This window comes from Variovorax soli NBRC 106424, assembly GCF_001591385.1.
Taxonomy (GTDB): Bacteria; Pseudomonadota; Gammaproteobacteria; order Burkholderiales; family Burkholderiaceae_C; genus Variovorax; species Variovorax soli.
On sequence record NZ_BCUU01000016.1, the window covers coordinates 1 to 20,693 of the forward strand.

Sequence of the window (20,693 nt, forward strand, 5' to 3'; positions counted from 1 at the left end):
CCGGGCCGCTGCGCCCGGGCGCGCACGCGCAGGCCCGACCACAAGGGCACTTCCAGCGCCACGTCTTCGCGCCGCGCGGCGTCGAAAAGCATCGACAGCGGCAGGGCGAACAGGTCGGTCGCATGCAGCCTGCCGGGGCTGCCGGCCAGCATGGGCTGGTGCAGCATCTGCCGGGCGCAGGCATTGGCGCCGGTGACGAAGCCCTCCTCGTCCAGGCCCAGCAGGCCCATCGCATCGGGGCCGACGCTGTAGCCCGGCCAGGCCAGGTGGAGCAGCAGCGCGCAAGGGTGCTGCAGCATCAGAGCGTTCTCGATGGCGCGTGCCGAGGCGGCCGCCAGGTGCTTGAGCTCGGGCCGCTCCTGCTCGTTCACGCCGGTGAGGTCGAGCATGCCCACGCAGCTGCCCTGGGGGTTGAACAGGGGCGCCCCGGCGCAGCTGTAGATGCTCGTCGCGTCGAAGAAATGCTCGCCCCGGTGCAGCCACACCGGCTCCTGCTCGGCCAGCACGGCGCCGATGGCCGTGGTGCCCACGGCCGCTTCCGAGAGGTCCACGCCGATGCGCGCCAGGTCGAGCGCGCGCTGCGCATCGCGCTCGCCCAGCCGGGGCAGCGCGCCCAGGTCGACCACGATGCCTTCGGCGTCGGTGAGGATCGGGAAGTAGCGCGTGTCGGCCAGGGTGCGCGAGAGCCGCTCGATCACCGGTCGCGCCGCGGCGGCCAGCTGCCTGTTGCGCTCGGCCACTTCGCGCGCCCGGCTGCGCGACACGGCATCGAAGCTCACAGCCTGCTGCGGCCGGTGGCCCGCCCCGAGGCAGCGCTGCCATGAGCGGGTGATCCAGGGCTCGATGCGCGGCTGCGTGCCGGTGTGGGGCACGGCGCCGTCGAACCATTCGCGGCGCGCCTGTGCAATGAGGGTGCCGCGTTCGGGCCGCGGCAGCGAAGAGGATGAGGTGAGCATTTGCTTTGGAGTGGAGCGCGGTGCGCGCGCCGGAGCGGGGCCAGCCTGTTTCATTTTGAGAATTTCATGCGCAGCGCGCAATGCGTCTAGGGTTTTGCCTAGCATGCGCCCGTAGTGCGGCGTCCAATATCCCCAACCGCCCCGTGTGCCGGCCCGCATCTGCGCGCACGGATTGTGGGACAGCACACCAGCCATCACCAAACTTTGGAGACAGCCAAATGCAGGTCAAACTCAAAGTCAACGGACAGGCCGTCACGCTCGACGCGCCGCCCAACACCCTGTTGGTCCAGGCCATCCGCGAACACCTCCGCCTCACCGGCACCCATGTGGGTTGCGACACCGCCCAGTGCGGCGCCTGCACCGTGCACGTGAACGGGCGGGCGCTCAAGTCCTGCAACGTGCTGCTGGCCCAGATGCAGGGGGCCGAGATCACCACCATCGAAGGCATCGCCCAGGCTGACGGCACCCTGCACCCCATGCAGGCGGCCTTCAAGGAATGCCACGGCCTGCAGTGCGGCTTCTGCACGCCGGGCATGGTGATGAGTGCCATCGACCTGTGCAACAACCACCCCAACGCCAGCGAGACCGAGGTGCGCGAGCTGCTCGACGGCAACCTGTGCCGCTGCACGGGCTACCAGAACATCGTCAAGGCGGTGGTCATGGGCGGCAAGGCCATGAGCGCCCCCAACACCTGAGCCCAAGGAGACGACCATGGGTGCCAACGATTTCGCGAACCTCCCGCACATCGGCGAGGCCTACAAGCGCAAGGAAGACGTGCGCTTTCTGACCGGCGCGGGGCAGTACACCTCCGACGTGTTCATGGAGCGCCAGTCGCATGCCGTGTTCGTGCGCTCGCCGCACGCGCACGCGGCCATCAGGAGCATCGACATCTCCGCCGCCAAGGACATGCCCGGCGTGATCGGCATCTTCAGCGGCAAGGACATCGACGGGAAGATGGGCGGGCTGCCCTGCGGCTGGCTCATCAACAACCCGGACGGTACGCCGATGAAGGAGCCACCGCATCCCATCCTGGCCATCGGCAAGGTGCGCTACGTGGGCGACCATGTGGCGCTGGTGGTGGCCGAGACGCTGGAGCAGGCGCGCAACGCAGCCGAAGCGGTGCAGGTCGACTACGACGTGCTGCCCGCGCTGGTGAGCGTGGCCGATGCGGCCAAGAAGAGCAGCGGCGTTTCCATCCACGAGCAGGCGCCCGACAACCAGTGCTACAAGTGGACGCTCGGCGACAAGGCGGCGGTGGATGCCGTGTTCGCCAGTGCGGCGCATGTCACCAAGCTCGACCTGGTCAACAACCGGCTGATCCCCAACGCCATCGAGCCGCGCGTGGCGGTGGCCGCCTACAACCGCGCCAGCGAGGAATACACGCTGTACGTGGCCAACCAGAACCCGCACGTGGAGCGCCTGCTGATGACGGCCTTCGTGCTGGGCCTGCCCGAGCACAAGGTGCGCGTCATCGCGCCCGACGTGGGCGGCGGCTTCGGCTCCAAGATCTTCCTGTATGCGGAAGACGTGGCGCTGACCTGGGCCAGCAAGCAGCTCAACCGCAGCATCAAGTGGGTGGCGGACCGGTCGGAGTCCTTCCTGTCGGATGCGCACGGTCGCGACCATGTGAGCCACGCCGAGATGGCCATGGACAGTCAAGGCAAGTTCCTCGCCATGCGGGTGCACACCGACGCCAACCTGGGTGCCTACCTCTCGACCTTTGCCACGGCGGTGCCCACCATCCTGTACGCGACACTGCTGGCGGGCCAGTACACCACGCCGCAGATCTACGTGGAGGTGGACGCCTGGTTCACCAACACCGCGCCGGTGGATGCCTACCGCGGGGCCGGGCGGCCCGAGGCCACCTACCTGCTCGAGCGCCTGGTCACGCGCTGCGCCTGGGACATGAAGCTGGGCCAGGACGAGATCCGCAAGCGCAACTTCATCACCCAGTTCCCCTATCAGACGCCGGTGGCGCTGCAGTACGACACGGGTGACTTCCACGCATCGATGGACAAGGCAAAGGTGCTGGCGGATGTAGACGGCTATGCGGCGCGCAAGGCGGCCACCGAGGCCAAGGGCAAGCTGCGCGGCATCGGCTACTCCAGCTACATCGAGGCCTGCGGCATCGCGCCGTCCAACATCGCGGGTGCGCTGGGCGCGCGGGCCGGCCTGTTCGAATGCGGCGAGATCCGCGTGCACCCCACCGGCAGCGTGACGGTGTTCACCGGCTCGCACAGCCACGGCCAGGGCCATGAAACCACCTTCGCGCAGGTGGTGGCGGGGCGCCTGGGCATTCCGGTGGAGAACGTGGACGTGGTGCACGGCGACACGGGCCGCGTTCCCTTCGGCATGGGCACCTACGGCTCGCGCTCCATCTCGGTGGGCGGCGCGGCCATCATGAAGGCGCTGGACAAGATCGAGGCCAAGGCCAAGAAGATCGCGGCGCACCTCATGGAAGCCAGCGATGCCGACATCGAATTCAGCAACGGCGAATTCGCGGTCAAGGGCACCGACAAGAAGATCCCCTTCGGCCAGGTGGCGCTCACGGCCTACGTGCCGCACAACTACCCGCTCGACAAGCTGGAGCCGGGCCTGAACGAAACCGCCTTCTACGACCCGACCAACTTCACCTTCCCGGGCGGCACCTACATCTGCGAGGTGGAGGTGGACAAGGGCACCGGCGAAGTCACGGTCGACCGCTTCACCGCGGTGGACGACTTCGGCACCATCATCAACCCGATGATCGTGGAAGGCCAGGTGCAGGGCGGCATCGTGCAGGGCATCGGCCAGGCGCTGCTGGAAAACTGCGTGTACGACAACGAGAGCGGCCAGCTGCTCACCGGCAGCTTCATGGACTACGCCATGCCGCGCGCGCGCAACTTCCCCAACTTCAGGCTGGACACCACCTGCACGCCCTGCACCCACAACCCGCTGGGCACCAAGGGCTGCGGCGAGGCCGGCGCCATCGGCTCGCCGCCGGCGGTGATCAATGCGGTGCTCGACGCGCTGGGTCCGCTGGGCGTGAAGGACCTCGACATGCCCGCCTCGCCCAACCGAGTCTGGGAAGCCATGCACGCTGTCAATGCGGCTTGAACGAGAACGAAGAGAAGGACACACACCATGTACGCATTCACCTTCGAACGTCCCGCCACGCTGGCCGATGCGGTGAAGCTGGCCGGTGCCGGCGGCAAGCCGCTGGCCGGCGGCCAGACCCTGCTGGCCTCGATGAAGCTGCGCCTGTCCGCGCCCGAGCAACTGGTCGACCTGGGCGGCATCGCCGAGCTGGCCGGCATCAAGAAGGACGGCAACCAGCTCGTGATCGGCGCCATGACCAAGCATGCCGACGTGGCCCGCAACGCCGACGTGAAGTCGGCCTTCCCGGCGCTGGCCTGGCTGGCCGACCACATCGGCGACCGCCAGGTGCGGGCCATGGGCACCATCGGCGGCTCGCTCGCCAACAACGACCCGGCCGCCTGCTACCCGAGCGCGGTGCTGGCCACGGGCGCCACGGTGGTCACCACGCAGCGCGAGATCGCTGCCGACGACTTCTTCCAGGGCCTCTTCGCCACGGCGCTGAAGGACGGCGAACTCATCACCGCGGTGCGCTTCCCCATCCCGAAGCGGGCGGTGTACGAGAAGCACCTGCAGCAGGCCTCGCACTTCCCGCTGGTGGGCGTGTTCCTGGCGCAGTTCGACAATGGCGTGCGCGTGGCCGTCACCGGTGCCGGCAACGGCGTGTTCCGCCATGCCGGCCTGGAGGATGCGCTGAACAAGAGCTTCACGCCGCAAGCTGCGGCTGCCGTGAAGATCGATGCCAGCGACCTCAACAGTGACCTGCACGCGTCGGCTGCCTACCGCGCCAACCTGATCAGCGTCCTGGCCCAGCGCGCCGTCGCCAAGGCCCTCGGTTAACCTCGCTCGATGACTGCCACGCCTGACACCACCGCTCCCTGGTCCTCCATCGACGCGGTGGTGCAGGCGCTGCAAGCGGCCGGCTACTACGCCGACCGGCGGCTGGCCACGGCGGTGTTCCTCGCCCTGAAGCTGCAGCGCCCGCTGCTGCTGGAAGGCGAGCCCGGCGTGGGGAAGACCGAGCTGGCCAAGGCGCTGGCGCAGGCCCTCGGCCGCGAGCTGCTGCGCCTGCAGTGCTACGACGGACTGGAGCAGCGCGAGGCGCTGTACGAATGGAACTACGCCGCGCAACTGCTGCACATGCGGGCAGCAGAAGCACAAGGCATCACCCACGACATCGAATCCGAGGTCTACCAGCCGCGCTACCTGGTGCGCCGGCCCTTGCTGCAGGCGCTCGAAACCCTGCCGCCCGGTGCGGTCTTGCTCATCGACGAGGTGGACCGGGCCGACGAGCCCTTCGAGGCCTTCCTGCTGGAGTATCTGGGCGAGTACCAGGTGAGCATTCCGGAACTGGGCACGGTGCGCGCCATCGTGCCGCCGGTGACCATCCTCACCAGCAACCGCACGCGCGACCTGAACGATGCGGTCAAGCGCCGCTGCCTCTACCACTGGCTGGACTACCCCGAGCGCGAACGCGAACTGGCCATCGTGCGCGCCCAAGTGCCGCAAGCCAGCCAGCAGCTCTCCCAGCAGGTGGCCGACTTCGTGGGGCGCCTGCGCGCCATGCCGCAGTCCACTGCGTTCCAGCGCGTGCCCGGCATCGCGGAAAGCGTGGAATGGGCGCGTGCGCTGGTGGCGCTGGACACGCTGGAGCTCGACCCCGAAGTGGTGGTGGACACGGCCGGCATCCTGTTCAAGCAGCGCGACGACGTGGCCGCACTCAACAGTGCGCTGGCCGGCGAGCTGCTCAAGCCGGTCGACGCCTGACGGACGGACACACGGCCCCAGCGGCAGCGAGCGCCCCATGACCCCGATACAGCAGCTCGGCGATTCCCGTCGCGGCAAGCTTGCGGGCAACATCGCCGCCTTCGGCCGCGCGCTGCGGCGCGCCGGCGTGCCCATCGACGCGGCGCGCATCGCCCTGGCTTCGCAGGCCGCCACGCTCGTCGGCGTTGCGGCCAAGGAAGACCTGAGCGCCGCCATGGAGTCGGTCATGGTCAGCCGCGAGCAGGACCGGATGGTGTTCCGCGAACTGTTCGAGGCCTGGTTCCAGGATCCGGAGCTGGCCAACAAGCTGCTCGCGCAGATGCTGCCGAGCGCCGAGGGCAAGGCCGAGCCGCCGCGCCGGCGCCCTCGCGTGCGCGAAGCGCTGGCCGCCCCGGGCGTGGCCAGGCCGGCGGCGCAGAACGACAAGGAAGTGCAGTTCGACGCCGCCATGACCGCCAGCGAGCGCGCCCGCCTGCACCATGCGGACTTCAATGCGCTGGGGGCGGAGGAATACCGCCTGGTCGAGCGCCTGGCCCGCGAGATCGCATTGCCGGTGCCGACGCTGCCCGCGCGGCGCCTGCGCCATGCCGGCGCGGGCCGATCGCATTCGCGCATGCACTGGCCCGGCGTGCTGCACGAGGCCGGCCGCACCGGCGGCGAGCTGGTGTGGCTGCCGCGGCTCGTGCAGCGCGAGCAGCCGTTGCCGCTGTTGGTGCTGGTGGACGTGTCGGGCTCGATGGAGCGCTATGCGCGTCTGCTGCTGGCCTTTTTGCATGCGTCCACGCGGCGGGCCGGGCGGCGCGACGTGTTCGCCTTCGGCACGCACCTCACCGACCTGACGCCGGCCTTCCGCCTGACCGACACCGACGAGATGCTGCTGGCCGCCAGCGCCGCCATCGACGACTTCGCGGGCGGCACGCGGCTGGGCGAATCGCTGGTGCAACTGCGCACCGGGCATGCGCGCCGCCTCACCGGCCGGCGCAGCCTGGTGCTGCTCATCACCGACGGGCTGGATACCGGCGAGCCGGAACTGCTCGAGGAGCAACTTCTGTGGCTCAAGCGCCATGCGCGGCGCGTGCTCTGGCTCAACCCGCTGCTGCGCTTCGAAGGCTACGCACCGCTGGCGCGCGGTGCGGCCATGTTGCACCGCCATGCGGACGCGATGCTCGCGGTCCACAATCTGAGCGCACTCGAACAACTGGCCCGCAGCCTGGCCGCCCTCATGAAGACGGGCGGCGCACGCTGATCGAGCGGGCACACACGGCCAGCACCCATTCCCCGAACGAACGAACACACACACTCACAAGGAAATACCAGCATGGACATGCAAGGCACGCGGCAATTGGCTGTCACGCAGCAGCAGGCCTGGGATGCGCTCAACGATCCCGAGATGCTCAAGAAATGCCTGCCCGGATGCGACAAGTTCGAGAGCACCGGCGACGGGCAGTACGCCGTCACCATGGCGGTGAAGGTCGGCCCGGTGTCGGCCAAGTTCAACGGCAGGGTCACGCTCAGCGATGTGCAGCCGCCGGCGAGCTACAAGCTGGCCTTCGAAGGGCAGGGCGGCGTGGCCGGCTTCGGCAAGGGCGCATCGGAAGTGAGCCTCGTGCCCAACGACGGCGGCTGCGAGCTGGGCTACACGGTGCAGGCGCAGGTGGGCGGCAAGGTGGCGCAGCTGGGCCAGCGGCTCATCGACGGTGCGGCCAAGTCGATGGCCGACGATTTCTTCAAGCGCTTCGACCAGGAGCTGCAGGCGCTGTACGCGCCGGCCCCGGCTGCCGATGCCGCCGAAGCTGCCGCCGGCGAAGAGGACGAGCCGGCCAAGCGCAGCTGGCGCGAGCGCCTGGGCCTGGGCGGCGGCAAAAAGGACTGACGGAGCACCTGCTCTTTCGCTTCGCGGGATATTCGAGCCATGGAAAACCTGGATGTGATGGTGCTGCGCACCCTGCGCGACTGGCGCCTGGCCGGCCGGCGCGCCTTGCTGACCACGGTGGTGCGTACCTGGGGTTCGTCGCCGCGCCCGGTGGGCTCGATCATGGCGCTGGCCGAAGACGGTGCGGTCGTCGGGTCGGTCTCGGGCGGCTGCATCGAGGACGACCTGATCGCCCGCTACAGCCGCGCGCATGGCGCCGACAACGCGATGCCCACTGGTGCGCCGTCGATGGTGAAGTACGGCATCACGGCGGACGAGGCGCATCGCTTCGGCCTGCCGTGCGGCGGCACGCTGGAGCTGCTGCTGGAATACGACCCCGATGCGGAATCGTTGAAGGCGCTGGTGGCCGAGCTGGAGCAGGGCCACATGATGCAGCGCACCGTTTCGCTGAAAGACGGCAGCGTGCGCCTCGCGCCCTCGCTGGCGCCGGCCGAGTTGAAGGTGACCGAGGGCGAACTGGTCAACACCTTCGGCCCCGAGTACCGCATGCTGCTGATCGGCGCCGGCCAGCTGGCCGAGTACCTCGCGACCATGGCGCGCTTCTCCGGCTTTGCCGTGACGCTGTGCGACCCGCGCACCGAGTACCGCGCCGTGTGGGACGTGCCGGGCGTGGCCATCAGCACCGAGATGCCCGACGACGCGGTGCGCGCCTTCAAGCCCGACCGCCGCAGCTGCGTGGTGGCCTTGACGCACGACCCCAAGCTGGACGACCTGGCCTTGCTCGAGGCCTTGGAGACCGATGCGTTCTACGTGGGTGCGATCGGTTCGCGCCGCAATGCGCAGGCCCGGCGCGACCGCATGATCGAGCACTTCGAGCAAACCGAAAGTTCGCTCGCGCGCCTGCGCGGGCCCATCGGCATCTACATCGGCAGCAAGACGCCGCCGGAGATCGCGGTGAGCGTGATGGCGGAAATCCTGGCGGTGAAGAACGGCGTGCCGCTGCCGCGCGAGATGGAGGTGGCGCATGCGAAATCACTACAGGCGTGAGGGCCGCGTAGCCCTTTAGCAGTAGGCGCCGCGTGCGCGCGTCTCCTGCATGCCACGAGGGTGTGTAACGCTGCCCCCTCTTGCGCATGAATCGACACCGAGTCAACGGAAAATGAAGGGCGAGGCTTGACCTCGTGTTCTTTTTCTTGTTGATGAAGCAGTTTTTCTCATTCTTCGGTGACGCGCGGGGGCGCCTGAGCAACGGCTCGGTTCGCTTCGTCACGCATCGCAGCGCAGTGGCCATGGCGGGCACTGCTGCGGTGCTCTTTTCGGTGATCGCGCTGGCGGTGGGCGTGGCCATCGGCATGCATCTGTCCTCCTCCATGCCCGGCACCACCCCCGCCGATGACCGCGGTGCACACCGCGCAACGCGCGACTACGTGGTGGGAGAAATCGGCAAGCTCAATGCGTCCGTCGCGCAGTTCGAGCCGCGCATCGCCTCGCTCGCCAGGCAGATCGGCGAGCTGCGCCATCTGCAGTCGCGGCTGGGCGAGAAGAAGGCCGCACCGCGCAAAGCTGGCGGCGAGATCGACCGCGATGGGGAAGGCGGCCCGCTGCTGCCGCCCCGCAACTGCCCGCCAGCGGCGTCGGCGCAACCTGGGCAGGCCGACGCCACGCGCATGCAGGCGCAGATCGACTGCATCGGCTCGCTGCTGACGGTGCTCGAGCGCGAGGCCGTCGCGCATGCGAATGCCTGGGCATCGATTCCGGGGCGCGCGCCGATCGATGGTGCGCGCTTCACTTCATCGTTCGGCAACCGCATGGATCCGTTCAACAGCCGGCTGGGCTTTCATTCGGGCATCGACCTGGCCGCGCCGACCGGCACGCCGATTCTTGCGACCGCGGGTGGCCGCGTGATCTACGCCGGCGAGAAAAGCGGCTACGGGCATGTGGTGGAAATCGACCACGGCAACGGACTCGTGACGCGCTACGCGCATGCGTCGCGGCTGGCGGTGCGCGAAGGCGACCTGGTGCTGCCGCGCCAGCACATCGCCGACGTCGGATCGACCGGCCGCTCGACGGGGCCGCACCTGCACATGGAGGTGCTGGAGAACGGCTCGCCCATCAATCCGGCGGCCTACATGGCGCTGTTCGCCGAGCCTGTCGATGGCTGATCGCAGCTATGGCCACTTCACGCAGCAGGCCTACACGCTGCAGCCTCGCCGCTCGCGCGTCGCGGGCTTCGGCCAATGGGTGCTGAGCTGCGCCTTGTGTCTGGCGCTGGGCGCCGCGGCGGCCATCGGCTATGCGCGAGCGCCGGTGCTGCCGAGTGCGACCACGGCGTGTGCCGCCTCGCCTGAAGACGACAAGGCCGAGCAGGAATTGACGCGCACCCGCCTGGCGCTGCAGCAGGAAGTGGCGGCGCGAGGCGCCGTGCAGGAGGCGGCGGACGCGTCGGCTGCCGAAGTCCGGCGATTGAATGAAGAACTGCGCTTCTTGCGCAGCCAGGGCCAGCCGCCGCGCCGCTGACCTTTCAGAGAACCACAGAAGAGGCCCCATGTTTGGAAGCAAGAAGAAAATCTCGGCGGATGTGCGCCGGACCCGATTCACCACCCTGATCGCACGGGACGTGGTGATCGCCGGCGACCTCGAGTTTGCCGAGGGCCTGCGCATGGATGGCCATGTCAAGGGCAACGTGACGGGCAAGGCCGACAGCCAGGCACTGCTGGTGGTGAGCGAACACGGCAAGATCACGGGCAACGTGCGCGGCTACGACCTGATCGTGAACGGCACCATCGTCGGCGACGTGATCGCCGAACATTTCGTCGACCTGCAGGCCAATGCTCATGTCACGGGCAACATCGAGTACCTGCAGCTGCGCATGGATTGCGGTGCGACGGTGGACGGCAAGCTGACGAAGCGCGACGCCACTTCGTCGGCGGCTGCTGGCAAGCCTGCCTCGGCGGCGGCTTCCACTGGATCGGCAAGAGATGGTCATCTGGTGCCGAGCCCGAGCGCCTGATTTTTCTCGATTGGCCGGCGCGCTTGCGTGGCGGGGCAGGCGAGGCGCGGCCGGGGCTGCGGGCCGGGGGCTCATCCGTGGCGGCCGGCGCTTTGCGCCGACTTCACTGCGGTGCTCGGCTTCGGGGGCTGCATCGCGGAACTCGCTCTGTTCACTTCGTTCTCGACGCTCAAACAGCCGCGATGAGTCAGAAGTTGAAGCGCGCAAGGTGCCCTTGCGCGCAGCCCCCGAAGCCTGCGCTCCTCGTCGCCCCGGAAATCGCCCCCGGCCCGCAGCCCCGCCCGCGCCTCGCCTGGGGACGTCGGTTGGAAATTCGGGGGGCGCATCAGTGCTTGTTCGCGATGCACACCTCGTGCCACACTGAACGAGCAAGGCTTTAGGTGAGGCATCTCCCGCTTGAAGCAGATGCGAAAGCCTTCGAAGCCCGCACGCCGGTCAAATGGAAAACACCATCATTTCCGAAGCCACTCCCGAAGAAGTGCGGTCCGGCGCGCTTGGCAGCAGGTTGCGCCACTTCAACTACGGCTTCGTCGGTGAGTATCCGGAGCAACAGTACATCCGCCTCAATGCCAAGAGCGCGGACGGCCGGTTGCTCGGCGGGCTGCGAGGCTTCGTGTTTCTCCATTGGCTGACCATCGACGTGCTCTTCGTCGAAGCTGACGTGCGAGGCGCGGGACTGGGTGGCCACCTGCTCGCCGAGGCCGAGCGACGCGCCGTGCAGTTGGGAGCGAGGAACGCGAAGCTTGAGACCTTCGAGTGGCAGGCGCCCAAGTTCTATCTGAAGCATGGCTACGAGGAATACGCCCGCATCGACGACTACGCGCCTGGGTTCTACTTGGCGTGCATGAGGAAGTCACTTGTCCCGTGAGGTTGCCTGCGCGCATACCTGCGCCGTCGGCCAAGAGCGGAGCTTCGTTGAGGACTTGGTATGCGCTGGATCTCTTGAACTTCGCCTTCGACCCGTTGAATCCGCCGCCCCGAAGCCGCTGTTCAGTCCGCAATCCCCACGCCGCATCCAGCCAAGGCCTGAGTGCCACTGCGCGCCGGCGCGCCTCTGGGCCGCCGAGCATCGCAGCCGCGGGCGGATCAGGGCCGCGCGCTGTTTGAGCGCAACGTAGTGGAGCGAGTTCGCGCGGACCCCGCCCGTGGCGAGAAGCGCAGGGGAGTCGGCGCAAAGCGCCGACCGGCACAGTGAAGCGCCGGTGCGCAGTGGCACTCAGGCCTTGGCCCGCGCGACACAAGCACGCAGTCCTGGTTCCGGGAGGCTCCCGATATCACATTCGACCAGGGGCCCATTCTCGAATCGCGACGACCCAAAGCCCCGCGCTCATGCAAACTTCAGCTTATTTGCCCGACGCTCGCCCGCAGGTCTGACGAAGCAGGCCCAGCGTCGTCGTCCGCCCACGCCAGGAGACAACAACCCATGACCCCCACCCGCAGAACACTGCTGCTGTGCGCAGCCGGCGCCGCATTGGCTTCTTCGCTCGCACCGGCAGCAGCCTTTGCCCAAGGCGCGGCCGCCAACTACCCCGCCAAGCCCATCCGCCTGATCGTGCCCTTCCCGCCCGGCGGCGGCACCGACATCCTCTCGCGCCTGGTGGCCACCAAGCTCACCGAATCCGCCAAGTGGACCGTGGTGGCCGACAACCGCGCCGGCGCCGGCGGCACCATCGGCATTGCCGAAGCCGCGCGCGCCGCGCCCACCGGCTATGACATCGTCATGGGCCAGAAGGACAACATGGTCGTCGCGCCCTGGCTCTACAAGAGCCTCAGCTACGACCCGGTCAAGGACTTCGTCGCCGTCGCCCACGTGGCCTACACGCCGGTGGTGATCGTCACGCGCACCGACTCCAAGTTCAAGACCCTGAAGGACGTGGTCGACGCTGCGCGCGCCCAGCCCGATGCCATCACCTTCGGCTCGCCCGGCAACGGCACCACCATCCACCTGGCCGGCGAGATCTTCAAGAGCGCGGCCAACATCAAGATCCGCCACGTGCCCTACAAGGGCTCCAACGCCGCGATGATGGACGTGCTGGCCGGCAACGTGGACCTGATGGTGTCCTCGCTGCCCTCGGCCATGGCGCAGATCAAGTCGGGCAAGCTGCGCCCGCTGGCCGTCACCTCGATCAAGCGCAGCACCACGCTGCCCGACGTGCCCACTGTGGCCGAGCAGGGCTACAAGGACTTCGACGTCAGCACCTGGTATGGCCTGTTCCTGCCGGCCGGCACCTCGCCCGAGATCGTGGCCAAGGTCAATGCGGAGGTGAACAAGCTGCTGGCCCAGCCCGACGTGAAGCAGGCCATCCACGACCAGGGCGCCGAGCCGCAGTCGATGACGCCGGAGCAATTCGGCACGCTGCTCAAGACCGACTACCAGAAGTGGAAGGGCATCGTGCAGGCCTCGGGCGCCACGATCGAATAGTCAGCAAGGAAGGCCGGCTAGGGCTTGCCGGCCTTCTTCGTCGCCGTCTTCTTGATCACGAATGCGGTGATGAAGTCGACAAAGCTCTGCGCCGCCGGCGACAGCGACCTGGCGGCGGCGTTGAAGATGCAGACCTCACGGTAGAACACCGGCTCGGCCAGCGGCCGCATCACCAGGCCATGGCCTTGCACCAGCGGGGCTGCGTACGAGGGGCAGGCCGTCACGCCCAGGCCGGCCGCCACCAGGCCCAGCGCGGTAGTCATGTAGGACACCTGGTGCACCGGCAGCAGCATGGGCGGCGCGGCCAGTCCGGCTGCCGCCAGTTCGGGCTCCAGTCGCCGCATGAAATCGTGCGTGGGCGCGATGAAGGGCAGGCCGGCCAGCTCGCGCCAGCGCACCTGCTTGCGGCGGGCCAACGGGTGGTCGGGTTTGCAGATGAAGTGATGGCGGTCGCGCAGCAGCGGCCGGCGCTCCACCTCGGGCGGCGCCGCCACGTCGGGTCCGACGGCCAGTTCCGACTGGCCCGCCAGCACCCGCTCCAGCATCTGCTCGGGCACCGTGTCCAGCAGCCGCACCTCGATGTGCGGATGGTGTTCGCGGTAGGCGGCAATCACTTGCGGCATCAGCGTGCAGGCCATCATCTGCGGCGCGGCCACGCGCAGCAGGCCCTTCTTCTTGTCCCGCAGTTCGCCCACGCTGTGCACGGCCTCCTCCAGTTCGCTCAGCATTCGCTGCGCAAAGGGGTACAGGTCGCGGCCGGCTTCGGACAGCTCCACGCGCCGCGTGTTGCGGTCGAGCAGGCGCACGCCCAGTTCGGATTCGAGCTCGCGCACCAGCACGCTCATGGCGGCCTGCGTCAGGTGCAGCTGCTTGGCCGCTTCGGTGAAGCTGGCGCAGTCGGCCACGGCGACGAATGCGCGCAGCTGGCGCAGGGTGAGATTCATGCCGCCGGCGGTTGATTGTCGCGCGGCCTGGAAGTCGAGGGCGGCGGCACCTTCTTCTGGCCGACGTCGGTGGTGCGCGCGCGGAACAGCGCGGCGCGCACCAGGAAGATGGTGGTCACCGGTGCCGTGAGCGCCACGAACACCGCGATCAGGATCGCGTGCAGGAACAGGCTGTGGCCCTGCACCGAGAAATACACGATGGTCGCGATGGTCAGGCTCCACACGCCCACCGTCGCGCCCAGCGTGGGCGCATGGATGCGCCGGAAGAAGGTGGGCAGCCGCACCAGGCCGAAGGAGCCGATGGCCGCGAAGGCCGCGCCCACCACGGCGAACACGCCGGTGACGATCTCGGCCCACAGCGGCAGGGGGCCCATGATGAAGTCTTCGGTCATTCGATGACCTCCCCGCGCAGCAGGAACTTGGCCAGCGAGGTGGAGCCCACGAAGCCGAACAGCGCGATGAGCATTGCCGCCTCGAAGTACACGTTGCTCGAATAGTTGATGCCCAGCACCAGCATCATCAGCATGCCGTTGATGTAGAGGCAGTCCAGCGCGGTGATGCGGTCCTGCGCGGCGGGGCCGGCCAGCAGGCGGTACAGGGCGCACAGCATGGCCACCGCCAGCAGCAGCAGCGCGAGCTTGAGTGACCAGAAGAGCACGGGGGTCATGACTCGAAGATCTCCATGAGGGGACGCTCGTAGCGCGTCTTGATGAGCTCGATGAAGGCCGCGTCGTCCTGCAGGTCGAACACGTGGATGATGAGCGTGGCGCGGTCCAGCGACAGTTCGGCCCAGGCGGTGCCGGGCGTCAGGCAGAAGATCATCGCCAGCACCGCCAGGCCGCTGGGGTCGCGCATGTCCAGCGGAATGTGGATGAAGTGCGAGGCAATGCCCTTCGTGCGGCGCGTGAGCAGCAGCCGGGCCACGTCCCATGCCGACTGCAGCAGGTCCTGCATGACGTGCCCCGCCAGCTTCAGCGCCACCAGCGGGCGCCGCACCGAGGCTTCCTTCGGCCGCAGGCTGCGCGTGAGCAGCGGCACGCCCACCGCCAGCACGGCGGCCAGCAGCAAGGTGGCCGGGTGCAGCGACTGGTTGAGCAGCACCCACACGGCGAACAGCGCCAGCGACAGGATGGGCGAGGGCATCCAGCGCTTCATGGCAGCGGAGCCCTCGGTACGTCGGTGGCCGTCGGCGAAGGCTTCTGCCGGGCCCTGAGCACCGCGCGCCGATAGTCCTGCGGCGAACGCAGTTCCTGTGCAGTGGCCTGCGCATGGTGCATGACGGGGCCCGCGCCGACGGTGAGCGCCAGGCTGGCCCCCAGCAGCGCGGCCACCGGCAGCACCTCCAGCGCACGCAGGCTGGGTTGCCCGCCTTCGGGCGTGGTCCAGAAATGGCGGATGCCGGCACGGCTGAAGGCCACCAGCGTGAAGAAGCCCGAGACCAGCAGCAGCGCCAGGAAGGTCCAGCCCGCGGCATTGAGCGAGGGCGCCTCCATCACGCCCGACAGCATGGCGAACTTGCCCACGAAGCCGGACAGCGGCGGCAGCCCCGCCAGCAGCAGCGTGCAGAACACGAAGGACAGCCCCAGGAAGGCGACGCCGGCCGGAATGGCGCGGCCGTACAGCGCCTGCTCGTCGTCGTCCAGGTTCACGTCGCCCAGCGGCTTGAGGTCTTCGGCCAGGAAGGGCGCGGCGCCGGCGGACTCGAAGGCGGCGATGCTGGAGCCGGCATTGCGCCAGCGCTCGATCATGTCGATGAGCAGGAAGAAGCCTGCAGCCGCCAGCGTGGAGCTCAGCATGTAGTAGAGCGCGCCGGCCCACACGCCCGGCTGTGCGAGCCCGACCGCGGCCAGCAGCGTGCCGGCCGACATGAGCACCCCGAAGCTCGCCAGGTTGGCCAGCCGCTGCGTGCCGATGGTGCCCAGCGCCGCCACGAACAGCGTGACCAGCCCGATGGCGATGAGCACGTTCTGGCCGAAGAAGCCGCCGTTGATATAGGGCGCGTCCGCCACGAAGAACAGCGTCCACAGGCGCAGCACGGTGTACACGCCCAGCTTGGTGAGCAGCGTGAACACGGCGCTCACCGGCAGCACGGCCGCGCTGTAGGCCGGCACCAGCCAGAAGTTCAGCGGCCAGGCCCCCGCCTTGGCGAAGAAGGCCACGGCCAGGATCGCGCCGGCCGCATGCACCAGGCCGCGGTCCGCCGCGGGCAGCTGGGCAATGCGCGCGCCCAGGTCCGCCATGTTCAGCGTGCCCGTGGCGCCGTACATCATCGCCGCGCCGATGAGGAAGAGGGCCGACGCGGCCAGGTTGATCGCGATGTAGTGCAGCCCGGCGCGCGCGCGCAGCTTGCCCGAGCCGTGCAGCAGCAATCCGTAGGAGGCCGCCAGCATCACCTCGAAGAACACGAAGAGGTTGAACAGGTCGCCGGTGAGGAAGGCGCCGTTCAGGCCCATCAGCTGCAATTGCAGCAGCGGATGGAAGTGCACGCCCGCCCGGTCCCAGCGCGAGGTGGAATAGATGGACGCGGCGAATGCGATCACGCCGGTGAGCGCCACCATCATGGTCGACAGCCGGTCGGCCACCAGCACGATGCCGAAGGGCGCGCGCCAGTTGCCCGGCAGGTACACGCCGATGGAGCCCGGCCCGCCGCCGGTGCCGGGCGCGTTCACCCAGCGCAGCAGCGCCAGCGCCACGAGCAGGCCCAGCAGCCCGGAGGCGACGGTCAGCACCGACTTGATGCGCCGGTGCCGCTCCTCGAGCGTGAGCATCAGCCCGGCGGTGAGCAGCGGCAGCAGGATCGGCACCGCCACCAGGTGCGGCATGGTGGCTTCGAGCAGGCGGTCGAGCAGGGCGAAGAAGGAGGTCATCGCTCGCCTTCCTCGCCGTCCACGTGGTCGGTCCCGTGCAGGCCGCGCGTGGCCAGCAGCACCACCAGGAACAGGGCGGTCATGGCAAAGCCGATGACGATGGCCGTGAGCACCAGGGCCTGCGGCATCGGGTCGGCCGTGTTGGCCAGGGTGGCGGTAATGCCCGGCACCAGGATGGGCTCGCTGTCCACCTTGAGCCGGCCCATGCTGAAGATGAAGAGGTTGACCGCGTACGACAGCAGCGTCAGGCCCATGATCACCTGGAAGCTGCGCGGACGCAGCAGCAGGTACACGCCCGAGGCAGTGAGAACGCCGATGGCGATGGCGAGCACGGCTTGCATCAGGCGGGCGCTCCGGTGGATGCCGCTTCGCGCGCGGCGGCTGCTTCGGCTTCTTCGGCCTTCTGCGCCTCCTCGGCCGCGCGCTCGCGCTGCTCGTCGGCCCAGCGGTGGCTGCGCACCGACTGGTGGGCCAGTGCCGTGAGGATCAGCATGGTGGAGCCCAGCACCAGGGTGAACACCCCCATGTCGAAGAACAGCGCGCTGGGCACGTGCACCTCGCCCAGCACCGGCAGGTGCAGGTGCGCGGTGTGCGTGGTCAGGAAGGGGTAGTCCAGCACCAGCGCGCCCAGGCCCGTGGCCAGTGCCAGCAGCAGGCCGGTGGCGATCCAGCGGCGCGGGTAGATGCGCAGGTGCTCTTCCACCCACTCGGTGCCCGAGACGATGTACTGCAGAAGCAGCGCCACCGACATCACCAGCCCGGCCACGAAGCCGCCGCCCGGCTGGTTGTGGCCGCGCATGAAGAAGTAGACCGACACCAGCACCGACAGCGGCAGCAGCAGCCGCACCAGCACGGCCGGCACCATCAGGTAGCCGACGGCGGTGTCGTGCGCCAGGCGCGGGTTGACCAGGTCGCTGTCGCCTTCCTGTTGCTTCACCAGCTGCTGCGGCGGCAGCGCCATCGACTCGACGGCCGGACGGAAGCGGCGCAGCAGCGCATACACCGTGAGCGCCACCGCGCCCAGCACCGTGATCTCGCCGAAGGTGTCGAAGCCGCGGAAGTCCACCAGCATCACGTTCACGACGTTGGTGCCGCCGCCTTCGCTCAGGGCATGGTCCAGGAAGAAGCCGGAGATGCTCTGCGGGAAAGGCCGCGTCATCAGCATCCAGGCCAGCGCCGCCATGCCGCAGCCGGCCGCGCCGGCAATGAAGAGGTCGCGCCCGCGGCGGCCCCAGCGGCGAATCCGGGAACCCACGGGCAGTTCGGCCTGCTTGCGCAGCGGCAGCCAGCGCAGGCCCAGCAGCATCAGCACGGTGGTGACCGTCTCGGCAATGAGCTGCGTCAGCGCCAGGTCGGGCGCGGAGAACCAGATGAAGGTGATGCAGCACACCAGGCCCGCGCCGGCGCTGAGCATGAGCGCCGCGAGCCGGTGGTACTTGGCCTGCCAGGCGGCGGTGACGGCGCAGATGCCGCCCAGCAGCCAGGTCATGGCGAACATTGGCGAGAAGGGCAGCAGCCCGGTGGGCTGGTGGCTGGCGGGCTGCAGGTAGAGCGCGGCCGTTGCGCCGCCCACCGCCAGCGCCGCCATGAAGAGCAGCTGCGTCTGCAGGCGGCGCGTGCCCAGGATGCGGCGCCCGCGCCGGCCGGCTTCGCTCAGGCGTGCCAGCGAGTTCTCGAAAACGCGCTGCCCGTCGAAGCGATGCAGCAGCGGCGTGAACGCCAGGCCGCCGCGCGCACGCCGCCAGCGGTGCACCAGGTAGATGAAGACGCCGCCGCCCATGGCCACGAAGCTCATGAGCAGGGGCAGGTTGAAGCCGTGCCACAAGGCCAGCGTGTAGTCGGGCAGCGTGCCGCCCACCACCGGTGCCGCCGCCGCGGCGAGCAGGGGGCCCACCGACCAGGCCGGCGCAATGCCCACCACCAGGCAGATCACCACCAGCACCTCGCCTGGCACCCGCATCCAGCGCGGCGGCTCGTGCGGCACCTTGGGCACGTCGTCGACGGTGCAGGGCGGGCCGAAGAACACGTCGACCACCAGGCGCAGCGAATAGGCCACGCTGAACATGCCCGCCAGCGTGGCGATGAGCGGCAGCACGGTGCTCACCCAGGGGGCGGCCTCGATGTAGACGGTCTCGGCGAAGAACATCTCCTTGGACAGGAAGCCGTTGAGCAGCGGCACGCCGGCCATGGCCGCGCTGGCGATGATGGCCAGCGTGCCCGTGATGGGCATCAGCTTGAGAAGGCCGCTGAGCTTGCGGATGTCGCGCGTGCCGCTCTCGTGGTCGATGATGCCTGCCGCCATGAAGAGCGACGCCTTGAAGGTGGCGTGGTTCATTACGTGGAAGACCGCTGCCACCGCGGCCATGGGGCTGCCCAGCCCCAGCAGCAGCACGATCAACCCGAGGTGCGAGATGGTGGAGTAGGCCAGCAGCGCCTTCAGGTCGCGCTGGAACATGGCCACGTAGCCGCCCAGCAGCAGTGTGATGGCACCGGTGAAGCTCACCAGCCAGAACCAGGTCTCGGTGCCCGAGAGCACCGGCCACAGGCGCGCAAGCAGGAACACGCCCAGCTTCACCATGGTGGCCGAGTGCAGGTAGGCCGACACCGGCGTGGGCGCCGCCATGGCGCGCGGCAACCAGAAATGGAAAGGGAACTGCGCGCTCTTGGTGAAGGCGCCCAGCAGCACCAGCAGCAGCGCCGGCAGGTACAGCGGGCTGGCGCGGACCTGGTCGCCGGCGGCCAGCACGTCGGCGAGCTCGTAGCTGCCCGTGATGCGCCCCAGCACCAGCACGCCGGCCAGCAGGCACAGCCCGCCCGCGCCGGTGATGGTGAGGGCCATGCGCGCGCCGCGCCGTGCGTCGCGCCGATGGTGCCAGTAGCCGATGAGCAGGAAGGAGAAGAGGCTGGTGAGTTCCCAGAACAGCACCAGCTGTATCAGGTTGCCCGAGAGAACCACGCCCAGCATGGCGCCCATGAAGGCGAGGAAGAAGGAGAAGAAGCGCGGCACCGGGTCCGAGGAGGACATGTAGTAGCGCGCATAGAGCACCACCAGCGCCCCGATGCCCAGCACCAGCATGGCGAAGAGCCACGAGAAGCCGTCCAGCCGCAGCACGAAGTCAAGCCCCAGCTCGGGCACCCAGCTGATGCGCTCGGTGATGATCTCGCCCCTGGCGATCCGCGGAAAGAGCCAGGCGATGGAGCCGGCGCATCCGAGCGCGACAAGGCCCGCCAGCGTCGATTCCCGGTTGCGTGCGTCAGAAGGCAACAGGGCCGCGAGGATGCTGGCGATGAAGGGCAGCGCGACAACGAGGACCAGCGACATCGCGGTCGATTCTATCGACCGGTCTTGTCTTTTCCGCGGTGGCTCAGCGCAGTGAAGGGATACCGCGCGGCTCAGGCGCTCTTCATGCGGTGAATGCGCGCACCGTCTTCACCCCGAGCCAGGTCAGCGCGAGCGACCCGCACAGGTGCAAGCAGGCCGTGAACAGGGCGGTGGCCAGCTCGCCTTCCATCAGCATGGTGACCACTTCCATCGAGAAGCTCGAGAAGGTCGTGAGGCCGCCAAGAAAGCCCGTGACCAGCGCCAGGCGCCAGACCGGAGAGATCTCGGGCATGAGGGCCAGCGACGCCACCACGACGCCGATCAGGTAGCCACCGATGAGGTTGGCGGCCAGCGTGCCCAGCGGGACCGTGCCCACGCCCAGCCACAGGGTGAGGCCCCAGCGCGCCAATGCGCCGAGGGCGGCGCCAACGCTGATGGCAACGACAGCGAACAACAT

At 68.7% G+C, this 20,693-nt stretch carries 21 protein-coding genes; 12 read left to right on the plus strand and 9 right to left on the minus strand.

Annotated features, from left to right (window positions below):
* On the minus strand, positions 1–956 hold a 956-nt coding region (locus VSO01S_RS07245; protein ID WP_068641136.1), incomplete at its 3' end, for a GAF domain-containing protein.
* A 218-nt stretch (positions 957–1,174) separates the two neighbouring features.
* On the opposite strand from VSO01S_RS07245, the gene VSO01S_RS07250 reads away from it, so the two are divergent.
* The 12 genes from VSO01S_RS07250 (at position 1,175) to VSO01S_RS07305 (ending at position 13,103) form a co-directional block, all read left to right on the plus strand.
* Positions 1,175–1,651 (plus strand): (2Fe-2S)-binding protein, encoded by a 477-nt coding sequence (locus VSO01S_RS07250; RefSeq protein WP_068641137.1) that lies wholly within the window; start codon positions 1,175–1,177, stop codon positions 1,649–1,651.
* Between the two features lie 16 nt (positions 1,652–1,667).
* Positions 1,668–4,052: a xanthine dehydrogenase family protein molybdopterin-binding subunit gene (locus VSO01S_RS07255; protein WP_068641138.1), complete on the plus strand. Its 2,385-nt coding sequence runs from the start codon at positions 1,668–1,670 to the stop codon at positions 4,050–4,052.
* Between the two features lie 27 nt (positions 4,053–4,079).
* Complete coding sequence (locus VSO01S_RS07260; protein ID WP_068641139.1) at positions 4,080–4,871, plus strand: FAD binding domain-containing protein; 792 nt, start codon at positions 4,080–4,082, stop codon at positions 4,869–4,871.
* A gap of 9 nt (positions 4,872–4,880) precedes the next feature.
* The gene (locus VSO01S_RS07265) at positions 4,881–5,798 is read left to right on the plus strand and encodes an AAA family ATPase (RefSeq protein WP_068641140.1); all 918 of its coding nucleotides are present in this window, start codon (positions 4,881–4,883) and stop codon (positions 5,796–5,798) included.
* A gap of 37 nt (positions 5,799–5,835) precedes the next feature.
* Positions 5,836–7,044, plus strand: coding sequence for a vWA domain-containing protein (locus VSO01S_RS07270; protein ID WP_068641141.1), 1,209 nt, complete (start codon positions 5,836–5,838; stop codon positions 7,042–7,044).
* Between the two features lie 72 nt (positions 7,045–7,116).
* The gene (locus VSO01S_RS07275) at positions 7,117–7,671 is read left to right on the plus strand and encodes an SRPBCC family protein (RefSeq protein ID WP_068641142.1); all 555 of its coding nucleotides are present in this window, start codon (positions 7,117–7,119) and stop codon (positions 7,669–7,671) included.
* Positions 7,672–7,710: 39 nt separating this feature from the next.
* The gene (locus VSO01S_RS07280; RefSeq protein WP_068641143.1) at positions 7,711–8,718 is read left to right on the plus strand and encodes an XdhC family protein; all 1,008 of its coding nucleotides are present in this window, start codon (positions 7,711–7,713) and stop codon (positions 8,716–8,718) included.
* Between the two features lie 134 nt (positions 8,719–8,852).
* Positions 8,853–9,833, plus strand: a complete 981-nt coding sequence (locus VSO01S_RS07285; RefSeq protein ID WP_306301704.1) for a M23 family metallopeptidase — start codon at positions 8,853–8,855, stop codon at positions 9,831–9,833.
* Positions 9,826–10,188, plus strand: coding sequence for a hypothetical protein (locus VSO01S_RS07290; RefSeq protein WP_068641144.1), 363 nt, complete (start codon positions 9,826–9,828; stop codon positions 10,186–10,188). Before VSO01S_RS07285 ends, VSO01S_RS07290 begins: the two co-directional genes overlap by 8 nt.
* Positions 10,189–10,216: 28 nt before the next feature.
* Complete coding sequence (locus tag VSO01S_RS07295) at positions 10,217–10,681, plus strand: bactofilin family protein (RefSeq protein ID WP_068641145.1); 465 nt, start codon at positions 10,217–10,219, stop codon at positions 10,679–10,681.
* A gap of 439 nt (positions 10,682–11,120) precedes the next feature.
* Complete coding sequence (locus tag VSO01S_RS07300; RefSeq protein WP_068641146.1) at positions 11,121–11,549, plus strand: GNAT family N-acetyltransferase; 429 nt, start codon at positions 11,121–11,123, stop codon at positions 11,547–11,549.
* A 555-nt stretch (positions 11,550–12,104) separates the two neighbouring features.
* A complete protein-coding gene (locus VSO01S_RS07305) occupies positions 12,105–13,103 on the plus strand; it encodes a Bug family tripartite tricarboxylate transporter substrate binding protein (RefSeq protein ID WP_068641147.1) in 999 nt (332 codons plus the stop codon).
* 17 nt (positions 13,104–13,120) lie between these two features.
* Here VSO01S_RS07305 and VSO01S_RS07310 read toward each other — a convergent pair whose 3' ends face one another.
* From VSO01S_RS07310 to crcB, 8 genes are all read right to left on the minus strand, one after another.
* Complete coding sequence (locus VSO01S_RS07310) at positions 13,121–14,047, minus strand: LysR family transcriptional regulator (protein ID WP_068641148.1); 927 nt, start codon at positions 14,045–14,047, stop codon at positions 13,121–13,123.
* Positions 14,044–14,439 carry a monovalent cation/H(+) antiporter subunit G gene (gene mnhG, locus VSO01S_RS07315; protein ID WP_068641149.1) on the minus strand — a complete coding sequence of 132 codons (396 nt, stop codon included), beginning with the start codon at positions 14,437–14,439 and terminating at the stop codon, positions 14,044–14,046. Before mnhG ends, VSO01S_RS07310 begins: the two co-directional genes overlap by 4 nt.
* Positions 14,436–14,714, minus strand: a complete 279-nt coding sequence (locus VSO01S_RS07320; RefSeq protein WP_068641150.1) for a K+/H+ antiporter subunit F — start codon at positions 14,712–14,714, stop codon at positions 14,436–14,438. The genes mnhG and VSO01S_RS07320 overlap by 4 nt, the downstream gene beginning before the upstream one ends.
* Positions 14,711–15,202, minus strand: a complete 492-nt coding sequence (locus VSO01S_RS07325; protein ID WP_068641151.1) for a Na+/H+ antiporter subunit E — start codon at positions 15,200–15,202, stop codon at positions 14,711–14,713. The genes VSO01S_RS07320 and VSO01S_RS07325 overlap by 4 nt, the downstream gene beginning before the upstream one ends.
* Positions 15,199–16,914, minus strand: coding sequence for a monovalent cation/H+ antiporter subunit D (locus VSO01S_RS07330; protein WP_068641152.1), 1,716 nt, complete (start codon positions 16,912–16,914; stop codon positions 15,199–15,201). The genes VSO01S_RS07325 and VSO01S_RS07330 overlap by 4 nt, the downstream gene beginning before the upstream one ends.
* Positions 16,911–17,255: a Na+/H+ antiporter subunit C gene (locus VSO01S_RS07335; RefSeq protein ID WP_068641153.1), complete on the minus strand. Its 345-nt coding sequence runs from the start codon at positions 17,253–17,255 to the stop codon at positions 16,911–16,913. Before VSO01S_RS07335 ends, VSO01S_RS07330 begins: the two co-directional genes overlap by 4 nt.
* The gene (locus VSO01S_RS07340; RefSeq protein WP_068641154.1) at positions 17,255–20,236 is read right to left on the minus strand and encodes a monovalent cation/H+ antiporter subunit A; all 2,982 of its coding nucleotides are present in this window, start codon (positions 20,234–20,236) and stop codon (positions 17,255–17,257) included. Before VSO01S_RS07340 ends, VSO01S_RS07335 begins: the two co-directional genes overlap by 1 nt.
* A gap of 82 nt (positions 20,237–20,318) precedes the next feature.
* Complete coding sequence (gene crcB / locus VSO01S_RS07345) at positions 20,319–20,693, minus strand: fluoride efflux transporter CrcB (protein ID WP_068641155.1); 375 nt, start codon at positions 20,691–20,693, stop codon at positions 20,319–20,321.

Excerpts from the sequence above, each read along its gene's own strand:
- VSO01S_RS07290 (WP_068641144.1), top strand. The coding sequence starts at position 9,826 with ATGGCTGATCGCAGCTATGGCCACTTCACGCAGCAGGCCTACACGCTG.
- VSO01S_RS07250 (WP_068641137.1), top strand. The coding sequence starts at position 1,175 with ATGCAGGTCAAACTCAAAGTCAACGGACAGGCCGTCACGCTCGACGCG.
- VSO01S_RS07340 (WP_068641154.1), bottom strand. The coding sequence starts at position 20,236 with ATGTCGCTGGTCCTCGTTGTCGCGCTGCCCTTCATCGCCAGCATCCTC.
- VSO01S_RS07335 (WP_068641153.1), bottom strand. The coding sequence starts at position 17,255 with ATGCAAGCCGTGCTCGCCATCGCCATCGGCGTTCTCACTGCCTCGGGC.
- VSO01S_RS07305 (WP_068641147.1), top strand. The coding sequence starts at position 12,105 with ATGACCCCCACCCGCAGAACACTGCTGCTGTGCGCAGCCGGCGCCGCA.
- VSO01S_RS07330 (WP_068641152.1), bottom strand. The coding sequence starts at position 16,914 with ATGACCTCCTTCTTCGCCCTGCTCGACCGCCTGCTCGAAGCCACCATG.
- mnhG (WP_068641149.1), bottom strand. The coding sequence starts at position 14,439 with ATGACCGAAGACTTCATCATGGGCCCCCTGCCGCTGTGGGCCGAGATC.
- VSO01S_RS07270 (WP_068641141.1), top strand. The coding sequence starts at position 5,836 with ATGACCCCGATACAGCAGCTCGGCGATTCCCGTCGCGGCAAGCTTGCG.
- VSO01S_RS07295 (WP_068641145.1), top strand. The coding sequence starts at position 10,217 with ATGTTTGGAAGCAAGAAGAAAATCTCGGCGGATGTGCGCCGGACCCGA.
- VSO01S_RS07255 (WP_068641138.1), top strand. The coding sequence starts at position 1,668 with ATGGGTGCCAACGATTTCGCGAACCTCCCGCACATCGGCGAGGCCTAC.
- VSO01S_RS07300 (WP_068641146.1), top strand. The coding sequence starts at position 11,121 with ATGGAAAACACCATCATTTCCGAAGCCACTCCCGAAGAAGTGCGGTCC.
- VSO01S_RS07320 (WP_068641150.1), bottom strand. The coding sequence starts at position 14,714 with ATGACCCCCGTGCTCTTCTGGTCACTCAAGCTCGCGCTGCTGCTGCTG.
- VSO01S_RS07310 (WP_068641148.1), bottom strand. The coding sequence starts at position 14,047 with ATGAATCTCACCCTGCGCCAGCTGCGCGCATTCGTCGCCGTGGCCGAC.
- VSO01S_RS07280 (WP_068641143.1), top strand. The coding sequence starts at position 7,711 with ATGGAAAACCTGGATGTGATGGTGCTGCGCACCCTGCGCGACTGGCGC.
- VSO01S_RS07260 (WP_068641139.1), top strand. The coding sequence starts at position 4,080 with ATGTACGCATTCACCTTCGAACGTCCCGCCACGCTGGCCGATGCGGTG.
- VSO01S_RS07325 (WP_068641151.1), bottom strand. The coding sequence starts at position 15,202 with ATGAAGCGCTGGATGCCCTCGCCCATCCTGTCGCTGGCGCTGTTCGCC.
- crcB (WP_068641155.1), bottom strand. The coding sequence starts at position 20,693 with ATGTTGTTCGCTGTCGTTGCCATCAGCGTTGGCGCCGCCCTCGGCGCA.
- VSO01S_RS07275 (WP_068641142.1), top strand. The coding sequence starts at position 7,117 with ATGGACATGCAAGGCACGCGGCAATTGGCTGTCACGCAGCAGCAGGCC.
- VSO01S_RS07265 (WP_068641140.1), top strand. The coding sequence starts at position 4,881 with ATGACTGCCACGCCTGACACCACCGCTCCCTGGTCCTCCATCGACGCG.